We start from the raw sequence: 16,200 nt of genomic DNA on the forward strand, positions 1-16,200 counted from the left end.
ATTTGGATGATTCATCTCTCCAGCCCAATCAAGTCGTCTTCTGCACCATCAAAAAGTCGTTGCCCTCATGGAAATGATGCAGCGAAGCAATCGACCCGTTCATTCCTGGGTTAGCGATCGTCGGAATCGCTATGATGATGCAATATTCCAAATCATCAGCACGTTGGGGAATTGACGATGGTGCAGATTTCTGACAAAGCGCTAACGTTAGCAGAGTTTTTGCGGCTTCCAGAAACCAAGCCTGCCACCGAATATCTTCAAGGTCAATTGGTGCAAAAGCCCATACCACAAGGAAAGCACAGCAAACTACAAGGGAAACTCGTGACAGAGATCAACTCCATTGCTGAATCAGACCAGATGGCATTAGCACTTCCAGAACTACGCTGCACCTTTGGAGACCGCTCAATCGTGCCTGATATTGCAGTCTTTACTTGGAATCGAATTCCTTTGGATGAGGAAGGAGATATTGCGAACACGTTCAATGCTGCTCCTGATTGGACGATTGAGATTCTTTCTCCCGACCAAAATCAATCGAAGGTCACAGCAAATATTTTGCACTGTCTGAAGTTTGGCTGCAAAATGGGTTGGCTCATTGATCCCAAATTGAAATCAGTTTTTGCCTATCCATCCGGTCAACAACCCGACTTTCTTCAGGAACCAGAACATTTGCTACCCGTTCCTGCTTTTATGTCAAACTTGCAGCTAACCGTCGGCGATTTGTTTAGCTGGCTGAAACTCGCAATTTCTTAAATTAGCGAGGCTCGAAACCTCTAGAATTGAACGAGTGTCTCTCACTCTACTATGACGGCTCTCTCAATTCCTACTTGGATTATTCACGTTTCCAGCGTCATCGAATGGATTGCAGCGATTTGGCTGATTTGGCGATATGCCGAAGTAAGTGGCGATTTGGTTTGGCGATCGCTCTCTTTTGGAATGTTGCCTGCACTCGTCAGCGCAATGTGCGCTTGTACCTGGCATTTCTTTGACAATCCACCTGCGCTCGATTGGCTCGTTACCCTTCAAGCAGCGATGACCGTCGTTGGAAACTGTACCTGTTGTGCAGCGGGCTGGTGGATTTGGCGCTCTACTCAAAATTCGGAATCATGATTTCTAAAGAAACGCTTTTTGCAATGTCGCTGTTTCCCTACTTGGGGTTTTTGTGGTTTTTAACGCGATCGGGTAAAACGCCTCGACTCGCCCTGATTGGCTTTTACATGACACTTGTATTTGTTGCGATCACAATTCCGGCAGGAATTTATGCCAAGATTCATTACGGCAAGCAGCTTGCAGATGTAGATTGGCTACATGGCAGTGCAGAGTCTTTTCTCACGTTGTCAAACATTTTAGTGGTTTTGGGATTTCGCCAAGCTTTGATTGCGAAAAAGCCACCCGTTCAAGAAGAGTCGAATTAAAACCAGTTCGTAGGCATGAGGTTCTGACTTCGCTCAACCTACGAAAGCTACTGAAGCCGAACATTCTTTACTGAAGCGAGTGTGGAACGAAGTCGCAACGCATTCTCTCGATTGATCCATCCCTTCCCTTATGCCAAACTTTGCCCTTGCAATTCATACCAGTAGTCCTGATTTAGGACTCGCGATCGCTTCTCTCTCAGGTGAATCTCGATTGTCGGTTCAACCCCTAGGACGCGACCTATCAAGTCTATTACACACCCATCTAGTCGAATTTCTCGCCCCTCAAACCTGGCAAGATTTAGCCTTTATTGCCGTGGCGATCGGGCCGGGAGGCTTTACGGGAACTCGAATCGGTGTAGTGCTAGCTCGCACTTTAGCCCAACAGTTAGAAATTCCCCTGTTCGGGGTTTCGAGTTTGGCAGCCGTTGCATCAGGTCACACAGGCACGATCGCGCTACAGATGCCTGCTCAGCGAGGTGAACTCCACACAGCAATCTACCGAAATGGCGAAGCAATTCAATCGGATGCCGTGATGACAACTGAGCAATGGAGAGATGCTCTGGATCAGCATTCCATCGATCGCCGAATTGAGGTCGGTTCAGAACAAGGGCAGTATGTTGAGGGAATCTTAGCGATCGCGCTGCAACAGTGGCAAAAAGGGGAGCGCCCCCATTGGTCAGAAGCGCTCCCCCACTACGGTCAACATCCAGTTGCAATCAAAGCAAATTAGTTCGAGCGATCGAGACTCTCTTGCAATGCATCGCCACTGCGCTCTGCCGTATCCGGATACACTTGTCCGAAATCTTTCACGGCTTCCTTCGTTTCCTCAGCAATCCGCTTCACCCGTTGTCCAAGATTACCCTCAGTTTCACGAGCTTCGCGATTCCATTCACCCGTCGTTTTAGGACGATCGCTGTTATTGCTATCCAAGTCGCGATTGATCTTCTGCATCATTTGCTTTGCGCCCGGTTGAGCCTCAGCACTCGATGCCCCTTTCCCTTCATAGATCGTTCTTTGCTTAGCACTGGGGCTATCCGGCGCACCTGGAGAATAGGATGGATCGGCTGCATGAGCTGCCTGCATCGGTGCAATCACAGCAATTCCTACAATAAAAATCACCAATACAATTCGGCGAATTTCGCGCACAACTCGGTTTAATCTATTCATCAGTCATATCCTCAACATTGACGACGTATGAATCCTAGAAGGAATGAATTCCCTCGATCGTCAATCCCAAGAAAGGTTCACCATAAACCGTTGGAAAGAGATCAATGCAGCTTCAAGCAAATCTGATTACCCCTGAAAGCTTCCGCCCCTTTGGACAAGTGATTCAAGCCTCTGTCGATGGCAAAACTTTCGATCGAGAAGATGCCCAACTTCACCTGCAAAATGGCATCCCCCGGTTCTACATTATGCGATTGCAGCATCGGGGGAGAACGTTTCATAAAATCACCCGTCATCAGCAATGCACGCAGTGTCTCGGCGCTTTAGAAGGCAGAGAATGGCTAATCGCCGTCGCACCTCCATCTGAAGCCGCTGCACCCGCGATCGCAGATCTGACTGCCTTCCGAATTCCCGGCAATTGCTTCATCAAGCTCGATCTCGGAACCTGGCATGCCGGACCTTACTTCGATAGCGATGTCGTTGACTTTTACAATCTCGAACTTAGCGACACCAATCTCGTCGATCACGACACCTGCGATTTGAAATCGACCTATGGAACTGAATTTGAGATTATTTGAGCCGAATTCCGGTCGTTTCAACCCCGATCGCGCCCTCGGCTCGCAGAGCAATCCAGACCAATCTCGCCAGCATGTGATCGTCTGCCACACTCCCGAGCAGAACCACAATCTTGCCGCGTTGCGTGACTCTGACACCTTCTAGCTCCTCAGAAGAAAATTCAGCTTGAAAAGCCTGTAAAACTCGTTTTGCTAAACCACTGTGGTCATATTCGCCAGTCAGACCGACTCGCTCAGGTGGAATTTTACTTAAAAGGGAGGATGTCATAGTTTCACAAAAAAATTGGGAATCACACGATTCGGACAAGGTGTCGATCGACAAAAATGATTGAACTTGCGCCCTGATCTTAGTCATCTCAGTCTGGTAGTAGGGGAGAGCCAGTGTTTTCACACTTGACAACATTAAAGGTTTCACAAAGTTTTTAGACAATCTACCTTCAGGTAGAGGTTTTTCTACTGAAATAATAATTAAAAAGTGCCTGAGATTGAGCCAATTTCAGATTCAGATGGCGATTTCTCTACACAATTGACTAAATCGCCAATAGATGAAATTTATCTGTCCGTATTTCTTCGGAGCTATCCAATTCAAGATTCGTGAAGCTGAAATGAGCATGGACGCGACCCCCGAACACTTCGGAACATCCTGATCTTGCGATCGATCCTCCTTTCAGCCTATGAAAATTTCACCGTACAACTTGTCGCATGTAATCGCCCCAGAGTTTTGCCGCTAAGCCACTATTTCCGTCAGTCGGCTTATTATCGTCGTTTCCGAGCCAAACCCCCGTGACAATCTTCTGACTGGGGACATAGCCAATAAACCAGAGATCTTTGTTGTCGTTGGTGGTTCCCGTTTTGCCCACTTCGCCAAGCCCGATCGCCGCACTGCGCCCCGTGCCTGATTGCACCACGCCCCGCAGCAAGGTTGTCATCGTGTTCGCGACTTCAGGCTGGATCACTTGTGCATTATTCTCACTATCTTGATCCGCCTGATAAATCACGCGACACGTCGAAATATCTTGACGATTTTGGCAATCCCCACTATCGATAATGCGTTTAATCGTATGCGGACGATTCCGAACGCCTTCGTTTGCCAAGACTCCAAACGCGCTGGTCATTTCTAAAGGAGTCGTTTCACTCTGCCCTAAGACTAAACCTGGAACGGCTTTTAGGGTAGATTGCACGCCCATACGCTGTGCCATCTGCACGACTTTATCTAAGCCCACATCTTGAGCGACTCGCAGCGCAACAACATTCAACGATTGAGCCATACCCGTATAGAAATCCCCACCGCCTGAACATCCCGCAAAAGTCTGTCCTCCCCAGTTTAGAGGCGCACAAGAGTAGGTGGTTCCGGGAGAAATCCCTTGTTCTAGGGCAGCGGCGTAAGCAAAAATTTTGAAGGTTGATCCGGGTTGACGTAGGGCTTGAGTCACGCGGTTAAATTGACTTTCTTGATAATCCACACCGCCGACCAGTGCCAGGACTGCTCCGGTTTTCGCATCGATCGTCACCACTGCGCCTTGAGAATATCCAGCACTCGCTCCGTTCGTTTCAACGCTATTTTTTAGACTGCGCTCAGCAGCGGCTTGCATTTTACGATCGAGTCCGGTTTCAACAATGAAATTCCCCTCTCTTGCCAATCGTCCGCCGAGCAAAGAATCCAGTTCATCAAACACTGCACTGTAGAAATAAGGCGCAATTGATCCCTGCAATTCTTGCCGTGCTTTTGGACTAATTTCGATCCGAGATCGACGAGCACGATCGGCTTCTTCTTGAGACACCATGCCTTGTTGTGCCATCCGTTCCAACACGCGATCGCGATATTCAACTGCCGCTTTGTAGTTGGTCACTGGGTTAAAACTGTTCGGCGCAGGCAAAATTCCCACCAGTGTGGCTGCTTCGGATAACGTTAAATCTTTAGACGCTTTACCAAAGTAGAACTGAGCCGCATCTTCAAATCCGTAAATCCCGCTGCCCAGATAAACTCGGTTCAAATACATTCTGAGCAGAAAGTTTTTGCTATAAACGGTTTCGAGTTTGAGTGAGACGATCGCTTCTCGAATCTTCCGAGCCGCCGAATCTTGCCGTCCCACGTAATCTGGAAAAACACTTCTCGCAAGTTGCTGAGTGATCGTACTTCCGCCTTCTCGAATCTCGCCGCCTCGAACGTTCGTAACGACCGCGCGAAGTGTCCCGATCGGATCGACCCCAAAATGCCAGTAATAGCGAGAATCTTCAGACGCCATAACGGCTCTCGGCAAGTAGGGTGAAAACTCCGAGAGATTTTGAATTTCAATATGTCGATCGGTTCTTGGTGTCCGCAAAGGTTGACCATCTCGCGAATTCACCACGACTGGTCCTTGAACCGATTCGGGCAACGGATAGACAGAAAATCTTTGCCACTCAAAGGCGATCGCTAACGTTGCGATCGCGCTCAGCCCACTCACCCCAAATAGTCCATATCGAACGGCTTTCAGATACCAGGGTAAGGGGTCTTTATATTGCACTCGAACGGCTGCCTCAAGTTCAGGCGGTCCAAGCGTAATAATGTCTCCGTTGTAAAGAATCGTCGATTTTAGCTTGCGTTTGCCGCGATACATGCCATTCGTTGACCCTTCATCGCGAATCACAAATCTCGATCGTGTAGGCAATCCTAAAAATTTCCGTTTGCGATCGCGCTTAATCACCGCATGAACTTGGCTGACCACGGGATTGCGCACCACAATATCGCAAGACTTAGAACTGCGCCCCACCGTATAGCGATCGCCCAAAAGCGGAAAAACTTGTGCTTTTGGAGCGTCAGCATCTTGAATCAACAGCTCTGGCACTCGCGCATTTGGCTTCAACTTCAGCTTAGAAAAGTCGATCCGCGTGAAGGTGGTCTTCACAGCTTGAGTGAGCGTGCCGAGGACGGTTTGGGAACGGCGAGGGGGCAGAGGCGGTTGAGTCATGCGGGGCGGGATCGGTAAGAACTGACAATATTCTAGTCAAAGTAGGGAGTGGGGAGTGGGGAGTGGGGGAAAACTGCCTCCCACTTTTCCAACTCTCTTCCTCTATTTCCTACTTAACTACTTATTGAAGGGATCGTGTTCCGCTAACATTCGTTCTAATTTCGCTTCATCGACTCGTGAAATGATTCGTTTCGCTTCGTGCATATCGCGAGTCGTCTTTGCCACACTAAACGTCGATGCCACTGTAAAGATCGTTCCCATACCGATGTAGCCTTTGACCCAGCCATCGACTGGGAGATAACAAATCCCGATCGTCGTCGCTGACAGTGAAATCACAAACGATGCCCAAGACTGAAAAATCCAAGCGCTACTGTGAGCTTGAGTGGAACTATCATACTTTTGCATGGTGACCTCTAAATTCAAGAACGGTTTTGATGTCTCTAACGGTAGTGTTTAATTCGGATACGTAGGATAAAAAATAGGACACTCTCTAATTCGTCCTGTTTCGCCTTAAGAAGTCCGTAGAAGATGAAAGAAGCGACTCGAATCATCAAGACATTGTGACGAAATAGTAAAATATCCCAATTTCAGTTACAATTTGTCACAAATTTACGAACGGGCTAATTACACTTGAGTAGAGATCGGGCATTTTTGAACGAGGAGCGAGGGACAGCGATCGATGAGTTAGACACACGTTTTTATTACGGATTTTTGGCTCTTCGGATTGTTTCTGCCGTTCAGAGTGCGCTTTACGTAACTGCCTTCCCACATCAGCATTGTTGACAACCTATGGAACCTGTGACAACACCGCCCAAGCATCGTGTGGTTATTATCGGGGGTGGATTTGGGGGCTTATATGCCGCTCAAAGCCTCAACCGCGCCGATGTTGAAGTAACGCTCATTGATAAACGCAATTTTCATCTGTTCCAACCGCTCCTCTATCAAGTTGCGACTGGGACACTTTCGCCAGCGGACATTTCTTCACCGCTGCGCTCTGTGCTCAGCCGCCAGAAAAATGCTCGCGTTTTGATGGAAGAAGCGATCGATATTGATCCTGAGAATCATCAAGTTGTGACTCGACGTGGCACGATTCCTTACGACAGCTTAATCGTGGCAACGGGTGCAAGCCATCACTACTTTGGCAATGACCAATGGAAAGACGATGCACCGGGTTTGAAGACGGTCGAAGATGCAGTCGAAATGCGTCGCCGGATTTTCTCGGCATTTGAAGCAGCCGAGAAAGAGACTGATCCCGAAAAGCGCCGATCACTGCTGACCTTTATGGTCGTGGGTGCGGGTCCAACCGGAGTTGAGATTGCAGGCGCGATCGCAGAACTTGCAAAAGAAACGCTGAAGAATGATTTTCGGAGCATCGATACGACAGAAGCTCAAATTCTGCTCGTTGAAGGCTTGGATCGAGTCTTGCCTCCGTATCCGGCTGATTTGTCGGTCAAAGCGGCTGAATCCCTTGAAAAACTAGGGGTAACGGTGCGGACGAAGACCAAGGTGATCAACATCGATGGCGAAACCGTGACGTTGGAATACAACGACGAGCGGGAAGTGATTTCTGCCAAGACGATCATTTGGGCGGCTGGGGTGAAAGCCTCAGGCGTAGGTCGAGTGATTTCTGATCGGACTGGGGCATCACTCGATCGCGCTGGTCGGGTGATGGTTGAGCCGGATATGAGTGTTCCGAATCATCCAAATATCTTCGTGATTGGCGATTTAGCACACTGGGCAGATTCAGAAGGCAAACCGTTGCCTGGGATTGCCCCCGTCGCAATGCAGGCAGGAAAATTTGTTGCGAAATTGATCAAGGCGCGAGTCGAAAACAAAGCACTACCCGTGTTTAAATACCAAGACTTGGGCAGCCTTGCAGTCATTGCACAGAATAAAGCCGTTGCGAATGTCGGCGGATTCCACCTGTCGGGATTCATCGCCTGGTTTATTTGGATTGTGGCACACGTTTACTTCCTGATCGAGTTTGATAATAAGCTCGTCGTGATGATTCAGTGGGCATGGAACTATATCACTCGGGCACGCGGGGCGCGGATTATTACAGGAGGGGTTCCAGCACCTATAGAAGCTCCACCTGCAAGACCCAGACAAGAAACTCCGGTCGAGGTGTAACCCGATCGATTGATAATAAACAGGCACTCGGTTTTAACCCTGTGCCTGTTTTTTTGTGTTTGTTCAGATGTCCCAACTCCAAAGGCTCGTGATTGTTGAATCTCAGGTCAAAGGTTCAATCGTTGCTTTATCTTCAGAACAGCAGCACTATCTTCAACGCGTGTTGAGATTGAAAAATGGCGATCGCTTTATTGCACTCGATGGCAAAGGTCAAACTTGGGCTGCCATTCTAGAATCAGATCAAGCCACATTGATTGAATCAATCCACGCATCATCAGAACTAACAGTCTCGGTCACATTAATGTTAGCTCTGCCGAAAACCGGATTTGATGACGTAGTTCGGCAAGTGACTGAGCTAGGCGTAAGCTGTATTGTGCCCGTGATCAGCGATCGCACGTTACTCAATCCCAGTGGTAATAAACTCGATCGCTGGCGGCGCATTGCTCAAGAAGCTGCTGAACAATCCGAGCGGCAAATTGTGCCCACGATTTTAGAACCGTTGCCCTTCAAAACCGCATTAGATCTGCCAGCCGATTCAAAATATCTCTGTGCCGAGCGCGGCTCCTCTCAGCATTTACTCAATTGTGAGTTGGGCAAATCGGTCATGATCGCGATCGGCTGTGAAGGAGGTTGGACAGCGCAAGAAATTGAACTGGCGATCGCAAAACAATATCAGCCTGTCACATTAGGAAAACGCATTTTAAGAGCAGTCACGGCTCCGGTCACAGCCCTTTCTCTGATTGCCGGAATGGTAGAAAGCCGCGCTGCGAGTGAAGACTAGAAGAGCAGATTTTCGCATTAATGTATGTCGCTGGATCAAATTGCTGCGGCGTTCGATCGTCGAGATTACAATCTTGCCGCTCGTTTGCTAAAAGAATTCCTCAAAGAATCACCTCAAAACCCTTGGGGGCATATCTACAAAGCGCGTTTGTACGAAGTGTCAGAACATTTTGAAAATGCAACAGCAATTTACCAACAGCTTTTGAAAAGTGTCACACATCCGAAAATTGTGTCTCACGCACGGCAAGGACTGCAACGCATTGAAGCTCGACTACAAGTCAAACGCCAGCAAGCGATCGCGGCCGCCAAATCTGATCCTCAAAATACAGAACCGGGCTTATTGATTCTTGAAGCGATCGCGCCGGAAATTCGTGCTCAAGCGGCAAAAGCTCTGGCTCAAATCATGAATTTGGATGTGTACACGGCTCGATTGCACCTACCAAATCGCGGCTGGAAGATTTATCGCTTAGGTGCGATCGGAGAAATGAATCTCTACACCGAACAACTCAGAACCGCGAATATTCCGGCATTCTGCGTAACTGAGGTCGATTTACAACAGGTTTCAGTCTTTGAAGTGCAGTATTTTGAAGACTATGCGCCTCAAGCGATCGTGGTTTGTCAAAATCAGCAAGGACAACTAGGCTCACTGAGCTTTGATTGGTCAGAAGTGAGTCAGCGAGTTGAGGGACAGTTACCCATCCTAGAAAATGTAACCGATGTCATCCCAGGCAGAGAAGTTAAACGACGGAGTAAAGCAGAAACGTTGGACTATCTGCAAGTGTATGATCTGCATCTACCAAAGCGTCGTTGTATTCTGCGCATGTGTGATTGGCGCTATCAGTTTGATCAAGGGATCGAATTTGGCGCGATGGGAGATGCCACGATCGAACTTGATCAAGCGATGAATCGCCAGCACTGGAATAGCTTGAAAAACTTCCTAAATGAGCAGCTTCTCAAACAGCCGTTATGGGCAGATTTTAGTAGCTTTGGAGAAACCGCGATCGAGTTTCCAATGTTGCTCGAAAGGTTGCCTGCTCATGTGCAAGAGTACGATCACGCCCTTTGGAGTTCAGCCTTTCATCTCTATAGCAGTCTCGCTTTTAACCGTGATGCTAACCGATAGAGTGTGTGACAAAACTAAAAGCTAAGATAATAATGAACCATTGCGGCGCTTCCCATGAAGTTAGATCGTATTACCAGTAATCCGAAGCGGATGAATGGACAACCCTGCATTCGTAATCTCCGCCTTACTGTTCGTCGGGTCATTGAGCTACTGGCAATTTATCTCGATCGAGAAGCACTCAACATTAACCATTAACACCTACTGTCTAACTCTCTATAACAAAGACTGGGATTACGTTATAGAAAAACGTAATGAGGGAATTTTGAGAAAATCATGCAGAAACTGCGATTATGAATTCCCAATCCAACCTGACAGCACTTGCCCAACAAGGTGATACAACTACGGCAATTGCAACTCTGATCAATCAGCATCTTCACCCACAACAGATTGAAGCAAAGACAGTATTGAAAGATCGTTGTTTAAAGATTGTTCTTGAAGGCACACAGTCTCCTGATCAGAAGACATCAGTAGAATTCATTCGTCAAGAGATTACAAAATTGCAGAATTCTGAGATTGCGATCGTCAAAGTTTTTGGCAAGCAAGCAGACGAAGAGTTTCCTGACTGGCAGGAAGAATTTCAGATCGCTTCAAAACCCAGCACTTCAATGTTTGGATCAATGTTTGGCGCGATCGCAAGTGCAGCAAGTGCTGTCACTGAAACAGCGACCCAAGTCGGAGGAAGCGTAACTGGAGCAGTGGTTGGAACCGCAGGGGCGATTGGGAATGCGGCAACTCAAACCGGGCAAGCGATAGCAACTGGCGCAGTTGGGGCAGGTGGCGCGATCGCCAATACAGTCATGCAAGCTCCAGCAAGTGTGGGCTATCTCGTTGATGTCGTGAGTGATAGCCCTTTGCTGAAAGAAGCAACCAAAGTGTTAAAGATGGATTTGGTGCTGGCATCCATTAGCCAAGTCGATGTTGTCCGAGCAGAGGCGCACGTTGCACATCTCAAAGAGAAATATCCAAACGAAAAGCCTTACAACATTGCTCATCGAATCATAGTAGAGAAATCAATCTACGCTGGGGGCACAGGCTTAGCCAGTAGCTTAGTACCTGGAGCCGCAGCTGCGGTCTTTGTTGTCGATTTAGCAGCAACCATGGCTTTGCAAGCGGAGATGGTCTATCAGATAGCCTGTGCATATGGAATGGATCTGAAGGCATCGGAACGAAAAGGTGAAGTTGTAACGATTTTCGGGTTAGCACTTGGTGGACAACATGCGATTAAAGCTGGATTAGGTTTGCTGCGGAATGTACCCGTTGCGGGAGCAGCGATCGGAGCAAGCAGCAATGCCGTGATGCTTTATGCGTTAGGTCATGCAGCCTGTCAGTTTTATGAGGCAAAAATTAGTCAAACAGCCCTGCCACCAACATTAGAAGACTTTCAATCCGCAGGTGAAGCATATCTAAAAGGCGCGATGGCTCAAGAAGTCATCATGGATCAGATTTTGGTGCATCTAATGGTTGCTGGGCAGTCGAACACAACCTGGCAACAGATTTTTCCAGACCTGAAGCAAATGAATTTTAGTCCCGCTTCGTTAGAAGCGATCGCAGCCAATTTACACTCTCCACCTTCTCTAGAGACTTTGCTTGATCAAGTCAATCAGGATTTTGCTGTTTCTCTGCTCGCGCAATGTCAGAAAATTGCTCAGCTAGACGGTGTGGTCACTGCTGAAGAGGCAGAAATTATTGATCGAATCAATGAGAAATTCAAAGCTGAACTCTTCTAAATTTGCGAAGTATAAGTCTTGACTTCTTTGCTAAACGCCTCTACTCCCTGACGGTGATAGAGGCGTTCTCAGTTGTATATCTGCAAACAGCGATTCACTTAAAAAAAGCCTAATCTTCAGAGATTAGGCTTTGAGGCAAATTAGAACGGAGTATAGTTAACTGAGAAGTAGAGTCCTTTCTCTTGTAGCGATCGCTTATCGCCCCCAGAAGACGTAATTGGAATCCCCCAATCCAGTCGAACCGACATACGATCGCTCTGTCGCCAAATCAATCCTAGCCCTGCACCTAAGAGCGTATTGGATTCAGGATTTGCGCTGCCAATGTTCCAGCCTGTGCCTAAATCAATGAAAGGAGCCAGTTGGAAAGTTCCGAGATTACGCGATCGGGCAATCGGAAACCGAAACTCAGCCGACAACAATGCCCCACTATCCGTTAACAGTGCATCTTGACGGAAGCCGCGCACCGTCATTTGCCCACCCAAGCCAAACTGCTCCAGCGGTAGCATCGAATCGCCCGAAAGTTGCACATCACCCCGAACTAAGAACAAGGTTTCAGGTGCAACTTGTCTCAGCCATTGACCTTGCCCCCGCCACGAAAAGAAGCGACTATCAGGAGCGTTCTCGTTCACGGTCGCATTCAGCCAGTTGAGTCCTAAGCTAAACTGCGATCGCAACGCAAATACATGCTGCGTACTCCGCTGTGTATACTCCTGGAAAAATCGCAGTGCAGAAACTTTCGTGCGTCCCTCTGAGTCTGCACCCGGAGACAGTGGAAAGCCACCGATGCCATCTAACCCGAGTTCTGTTTGGCTTTCTTGACGAGAGAAAACCAATCCGATCGCTAAATCTTTAGTAGGACGTTGAAGCAACGGTTGACGAAACCCAAATTCGTAATATCGCGATTTTGATTGAATATCAAGAACACTAAAAGGTTCTTCAATCACATTGTTACGACCGGAGCCATAGCTAAACCAGAGTGCCCCATTCCGGGCATTGACTGGGACTGTATAGTTTAAATCGATCGTATTACTGCCTCGCGTATTAGAGTAGCCAAACGTCAGCGCATCACCGAAACCTAGTAGATTACCTTCTCGCAGTTCTAACTTACGGCGGAAACTGCCAACACTAGGAGAGCGACCATTATCAAATGAAGTGCTAACGCTAAAACTATCTGCCTCTTGGACATCTACTTGCAGTAAGTTTGTGCCCGGGCGAACTCCCGATTGTAAATCCGCAGAAACGTTACTGATTCGTGGATCGAGACGAAGCTGCTGAAGATTTTCGAGCAAGCGAGCAACATTAAGCGGCGCACCTGCACCAAGCTGAATTCGCTTGCGAATGTAGTCTGCGTTTAATCGGTGGTTTCCATTGACTTTGACATCTTCGAGCGTCCCTTCCACAACTTGCACCTTGACAACCCCGTCTTCCATTGTTTGGGGTTCGATCAATGCGCCAGTGGTAGTGTATCCGCGATCCGTATAGAGCTTGGTGATGGCTGCTCGTGCTTGGAGCAGATCCGTAAAGGTAAGATCTCGCCCGACATAAGGAGCTGTTGCGGATTGGAAATCTTCGGGTTTGAAGATTGTGCTGCCTGTGATGTCAAAGCGATCGACTCGGAAAGTTGCAGTTGCAGTTTCGGTCGATTCTAGCTCTGGAAGCTTGGGTGCAGGGAGCACTTCAGGAGCCGACAATTCTGATGAGGATGTAGTTGAAGATGTAGTTTCGGATTCAGTCGAAGATGTAGTTGAAGGTGCAGTCGAAGATTTGGATTCGGTCGAACCTTCAGCAGGAATCTCAGCTTTAAGCTTTTCAAGATTTCTAGGGCGGGATGCTACGTTACCAACGTAAACGGCAAGGCTATCCGGTACATTTGCCAGAGCAATATCTTGGAAGCTTAAACCTGCCAAAGTCAGTACGCCCAGAAAATTCAAAGAAGCAAGCGTCCAGGGGGATTGGGAAGACATAGTAGTAACCTAAAGATGATCGACGGCGAAGCTGTTACCGGGATAGAAGTAGTATTCCCAGGAATAAAAGTCGGAAATCAACTCAAGGCTTTTACGCTACGATCGATTCCACAAATCCTCATCGGCAGGAAGTCTATACCACTAGAAAACCTTCCTGAGTCGAACGGTGGAAGGTTTAACTGTGTAATATTTTGTAAGTTTTTTAGGAAATTTCGGGGGCAGCGATGATGTTTTACCCGAAGACGAATCTGATTTTTAGGGCGAAGATTGATCCACGATCGAAGATTTTCGTTGACCAACGAGTTACAGTCGTCGTATACGGGTAATTTCGCTTCGAGGCGGCTTTAAATCCTGAAATTCCTCAAACATTCCAAAGTCAACGCAATGAATTGGAATTCAATTCTTTGGATTTGATCCCACAATCGCCCGAAAATCCCGTTCCAGCGCAGTGATTTTATTTTGAGCTAGCCGACCTGCCAAAGTCGTTTTCGGCAATTGATCTAATGCATCGATTGCTGATCGCCAATCTGCTAAGGCTCTGGCTCGATCGTTGCCTAACGCGCCATTATCGATCATCCGAATCGACTCAGCTAACCTCTGATTACTCTGCTCAAACCGAGTCTGAGCATTCTTCTCCTGAAATAGCTTTGCCTCCATGCGAGCGACCGTTTGACGGGCTACTCGAAACTCATCCGTCGTAAAACTACATCCTGCCGCATTACAGTAATCCTCCGGATCTTCTAGCAGTGAAACTGGCAATTGATCTAAATGCGTCTGTGCAGCTTTGACTTTTTCAGCCCCGAATTCGTGATCTTCAAACGCAGTGGCTTGGTTCACCAGTTGATCTGCCTGCTCGATGAGCGCGATCGCACTTCGATAGTGATGATGCATCGACATGTGAGTCGGCGCTAGTAAAAACGGAGCCCCTTTCAAAACGACATTCCGAATCCCCGGAATCGGTAAATTGGCAACGCCGACCGTCCCTGCACCCAATACGAGCAACGCCGTTCCAAACTTCAGTCTCGCCCAAAATTTAGAGGCAGGACGATTAATCTTGGCTGCTTGAGAGAAAACTTTCGGATTCGCTTGAGGAATCAAATCACTGATCGCAGCTTGTAACTCTGATTCCATCACAGGACTGCCAGTTTGTTGGCGCAGCTTTTCCAAACGACGAAGGGCAAGTTCAGCTTGAACTTGCCCAATCCCATTAGCACCAAGACACCGACGAATTTCGGTCTGGAGGAGGTTAAATGCACGATCGTTCAAACGCTTCATTTCAAGCTAAAACCAAACCAATACAGGCTTTAGAATTCCCGCCCAGAAGCGATTGAAACGCAAGAAGAAATGACGCTAATCCTGGATCAGCGTCACTGACTTAAGAGTTGGTAGCTTGAGTCGCCAACATCTGTTTGAGTTTTTCCAACTCTTGTGCCCAACGTGGATCAGGTTGAACCGAATCCGAATCGCCAGCAGGAGTCGTCGAACGGCGAGCTTTGTTATTGTTATTGCCGCCTTTACTGCGTTTTGCCGAAGATCCACCAGCATTTGAAGCTGCTGCTTCAGGTTCATCTGCCTTATCTTTGGTACGAGGCAACGCTTTCTCAATTTTGATCGCGTTGTCTTTGATGCTGACTCCGTTGTATTTCTCGATGAATTGATCTGCCAACTCATCAGTTTTGACGGTGACGAAGCCGAAGCCACGACATTTACCCGTTTTACGATCGGTGATCAGCTTTGCCGTAACGCCTTCCCCTGCATCCGCAAATGCAGCTTCGAGGTCTTGACGGCTTAAATCTTCGGGTAAATTACCCACATATAAACGAACTGACATATCGAGACACCTCCAGACTTGGAATCCGAATTAAGAGAGCGCTAGGGCAACATTCATCTAAACTAACACTCTGCCGTGATGGGCGAAGGATACGGCTGAATGACATTTCCGTTACCTCCCGCAGCCAACTTTGCCGCAAGTTACGATCTTACCGAAAACCTCTTCCGATGGGATTCAAACTGAACCCGGAAAGTTTAGGAATAACCGATCGCACTCAGTAGGCTTAGTGATCACTAGAGGATTACAGGATCAGTAACAAGGTTACTGTGTCCCTTCAGGAGATGCGCCACTCTTAAAGGTATCATGCTCGTCTGTCAGATTCGAGTAGATGCTGCAATTTCCCTCTTGAGTTCTATGCCTTCTTGGTAGATTGTGCCGGACTGCTCCATATTAAAAACCAGCCGATTGAAACGATCGACTGGTTCAGCTTGCTGTGTTGGGAGGAGAAAACCTGTTACCGAGAGTTTGAAGGGTCGATTTTGCATTCGACCTAGCCACATTCGGCGAGTTGAACTCCTTGCTACGAAATGTAACAGTTTTGCC

The 16,200-nt window shown here is 47.9% G+C and carries 18 protein-coding genes; 10 read left to right on the forward strand and 8 right to left on the reverse strand.

The window, feature by feature from the left end; translation table 11 throughout:
* The first annotated feature begins 177 nt into the window (after positions 1-177).
* From OU814_RS10920 to tsaB, 4 genes are all read left to right on the forward strand, one after another.
* Positions 178-750, forward strand: a complete 573-nt coding sequence (locus tag OU814_RS10920; RefSeq protein WP_268182701.1) for a Uma2 family endonuclease — start codon at positions 178-180, stop codon at positions 748-750.
* A gap of 51 nt (positions 751-801) precedes the next feature.
* Positions 802-1,107 (forward strand): DUF2499 domain-containing protein, encoded by a 306-nt coding sequence (locus OU814_RS10925; protein WP_017285987.1) that lies wholly within the window; start codon positions 802-804, stop codon positions 1,105-1,107.
* Entirely contained in the window at positions 1,104-1,412 is a 309-nt protein-coding gene (locus tag OU814_RS10930) for a DUF3593 domain-containing protein (RefSeq protein ID WP_017285988.1), read from the forward strand. The genes OU814_RS10925 and OU814_RS10930 overlap by 4 nt, the downstream gene beginning before the upstream one ends.
* A gap of 130 nt (positions 1,413-1,542) precedes the next feature.
* Positions 1,543-2,142: a tRNA (adenosine(37)-N6)-threonylcarbamoyltransferase complex dimerization subunit type 1 TsaB gene (gene tsaB / locus OU814_RS10935; RefSeq protein ID WP_190651459.1), complete on the forward strand. Its 600-nt coding sequence runs from the start codon at positions 1,543-1,545 to the stop codon at positions 2,140-2,142.
* Here tsaB and OU814_RS10940 read toward each other — a convergent pair.
* On the reverse strand, positions 2,139-2,579 hold the full coding sequence (locus tag OU814_RS10940) for a hypothetical protein (protein ID WP_017285990.1): 441 nt from the start codon (positions 2,577-2,579) through the stop codon (positions 2,139-2,141). The genes tsaB and OU814_RS10940 overlap by 4 nt on opposite strands.
* A 104-nt stretch (positions 2,580-2,683) precedes the next feature.
* On the opposite strand from OU814_RS10940, the gene OU814_RS10945 reads away from it, so the two are divergent.
* A complete protein-coding gene (locus tag OU814_RS10945; RefSeq protein WP_017285991.1) occupies positions 2,684-3,154 on the forward strand; it encodes an ureidoglycolate lyase in 471 nt (156 codons plus the stop codon).
* Here the strand turns inward: OU814_RS10945 and OU814_RS10950 are convergent.
* The 3 genes from OU814_RS10950 to OU814_RS10960 all read right to left on the reverse strand — a co-directional run bounded on the left by OU814_RS10950 (position 3,147) and on the right by OU814_RS10960 (position 6,507).
* Positions 3,147-3,419 (reverse strand): hypothetical protein, encoded by a 273-nt coding sequence (locus tag OU814_RS10950; RefSeq protein WP_144056127.1) that lies wholly within the window; start codon positions 3,417-3,419, stop codon positions 3,147-3,149. The genes OU814_RS10945 and OU814_RS10950 overlap by 8 nt on opposite strands.
* Positions 3,420-3,834: 415 nt before the next feature.
* The gene (locus OU814_RS10955) at positions 3,835-6,102 is read right to left on the reverse strand and encodes a PBP1A family penicillin-binding protein (protein WP_190651456.1); all 2,268 of its coding nucleotides are present in this window, start codon (positions 6,100-6,102) and stop codon (positions 3,835-3,837) included.
* 117 nt (positions 6,103-6,219) lie between these two features.
* A complete protein-coding gene (locus tag OU814_RS10960) occupies positions 6,220-6,507 on the reverse strand; it encodes a YiaA/YiaB family inner membrane protein (RefSeq protein ID WP_017285994.1) in 288 nt (95 codons plus the stop codon).
* A 384-nt stretch (positions 6,508-6,891) separates the two neighbouring features.
* Between OU814_RS10960 and OU814_RS10965 the strand changes: the two genes are divergently transcribed.
* From OU814_RS10965 to OU814_RS10985, 5 genes are all read left to right on the forward strand, one after another.
* Positions 6,892-8,232, forward strand: coding sequence for an NAD(P)/FAD-dependent oxidoreductase (locus OU814_RS10965; RefSeq protein ID WP_268182710.1), 1,341 nt, complete (start codon positions 6,892-6,894; stop codon positions 8,230-8,232).
* Positions 8,233-8,299: 67 nt separating this feature from the next.
* Positions 8,300-9,013, forward strand: coding sequence for a 16S rRNA (uracil(1498)-N(3))-methyltransferase (locus OU814_RS10970; protein ID WP_268182712.1), 714 nt, complete (start codon positions 8,300-8,302; stop codon positions 9,011-9,013).
* Positions 9,014-9,037: 24 nt separating this feature from the next.
* The gene (locus OU814_RS10975) at positions 9,038-10,135 is read left to right on the forward strand and encodes a tetratricopeptide repeat protein (protein WP_268182714.1); all 1,098 of its coding nucleotides are present in this window, start codon (positions 9,038-9,040) and stop codon (positions 10,133-10,135) included.
* Positions 10,136-10,189: 54 nt separating this feature from the next.
* Entirely contained in the window at positions 10,190-10,330 is a 141-nt protein-coding gene (locus tag OU814_RS10980; protein ID WP_190651583.1) for a DUF433 domain-containing protein, read from the forward strand.
* Between the two features lie 95 nt (positions 10,331-10,425).
* Positions 10,426-11,862: a hypothetical protein gene (locus OU814_RS10985; RefSeq protein WP_268182718.1), complete on the forward strand. Its 1,437-nt coding sequence runs from the start codon at positions 10,426-10,428 to the stop codon at positions 11,860-11,862.
* A 140-nt stretch (positions 11,863-12,002) separates the two neighbouring features.
* On the opposite strand, the gene OU814_RS10990 is transcribed toward OU814_RS10985, so the two are convergent.
* The 4 genes from OU814_RS10990 to OU814_RS11005 form a co-directional block, all read right to left on the reverse strand.
* Positions 12,003-13,826 (reverse strand): ShlB/FhaC/HecB family hemolysin secretion/activation protein, encoded by a 1,824-nt coding sequence (locus tag OU814_RS10990; protein WP_017286001.1) that lies wholly within the window; start codon positions 13,824-13,826, stop codon positions 12,003-12,005.
* A gap of 396 nt (positions 13,827-14,222) precedes the next feature.
* Entirely contained in the window at positions 14,223-15,101 is an 879-nt protein-coding gene (locus tag OU814_RS10995; protein WP_268182721.1) for a hypothetical protein, read from the reverse strand.
* Positions 15,102-15,201: 100 nt separating this feature from the next.
* Positions 15,202-15,657, reverse strand: a complete 456-nt coding sequence (locus OU814_RS11000) for an RNA recognition motif domain-containing protein (RefSeq protein ID WP_017286004.1) — start codon at positions 15,655-15,657, stop codon at positions 15,202-15,204.
* A gap of 314 nt (positions 15,658-15,971) precedes the next feature.
* Positions 15,972-16,142: a hypothetical protein gene (locus tag OU814_RS11005; RefSeq protein WP_154660819.1), complete on the reverse strand. Its 171-nt coding sequence runs from the start codon at positions 16,140-16,142 to the stop codon at positions 15,972-15,974.
* Positions 16,143-16,200 lie beyond the last annotated feature (58 nt).

Origin of the sequence: Leptolyngbya sp. GGD (assembly GCF_026735145.1) — a bacterium.
Classification (GTDB): domain Bacteria; phylum Cyanobacteriota; class Cyanobacteriia; order Leptolyngbyales; family Leptolyngbyaceae; genus Leptolyngbya; species Leptolyngbya boryana.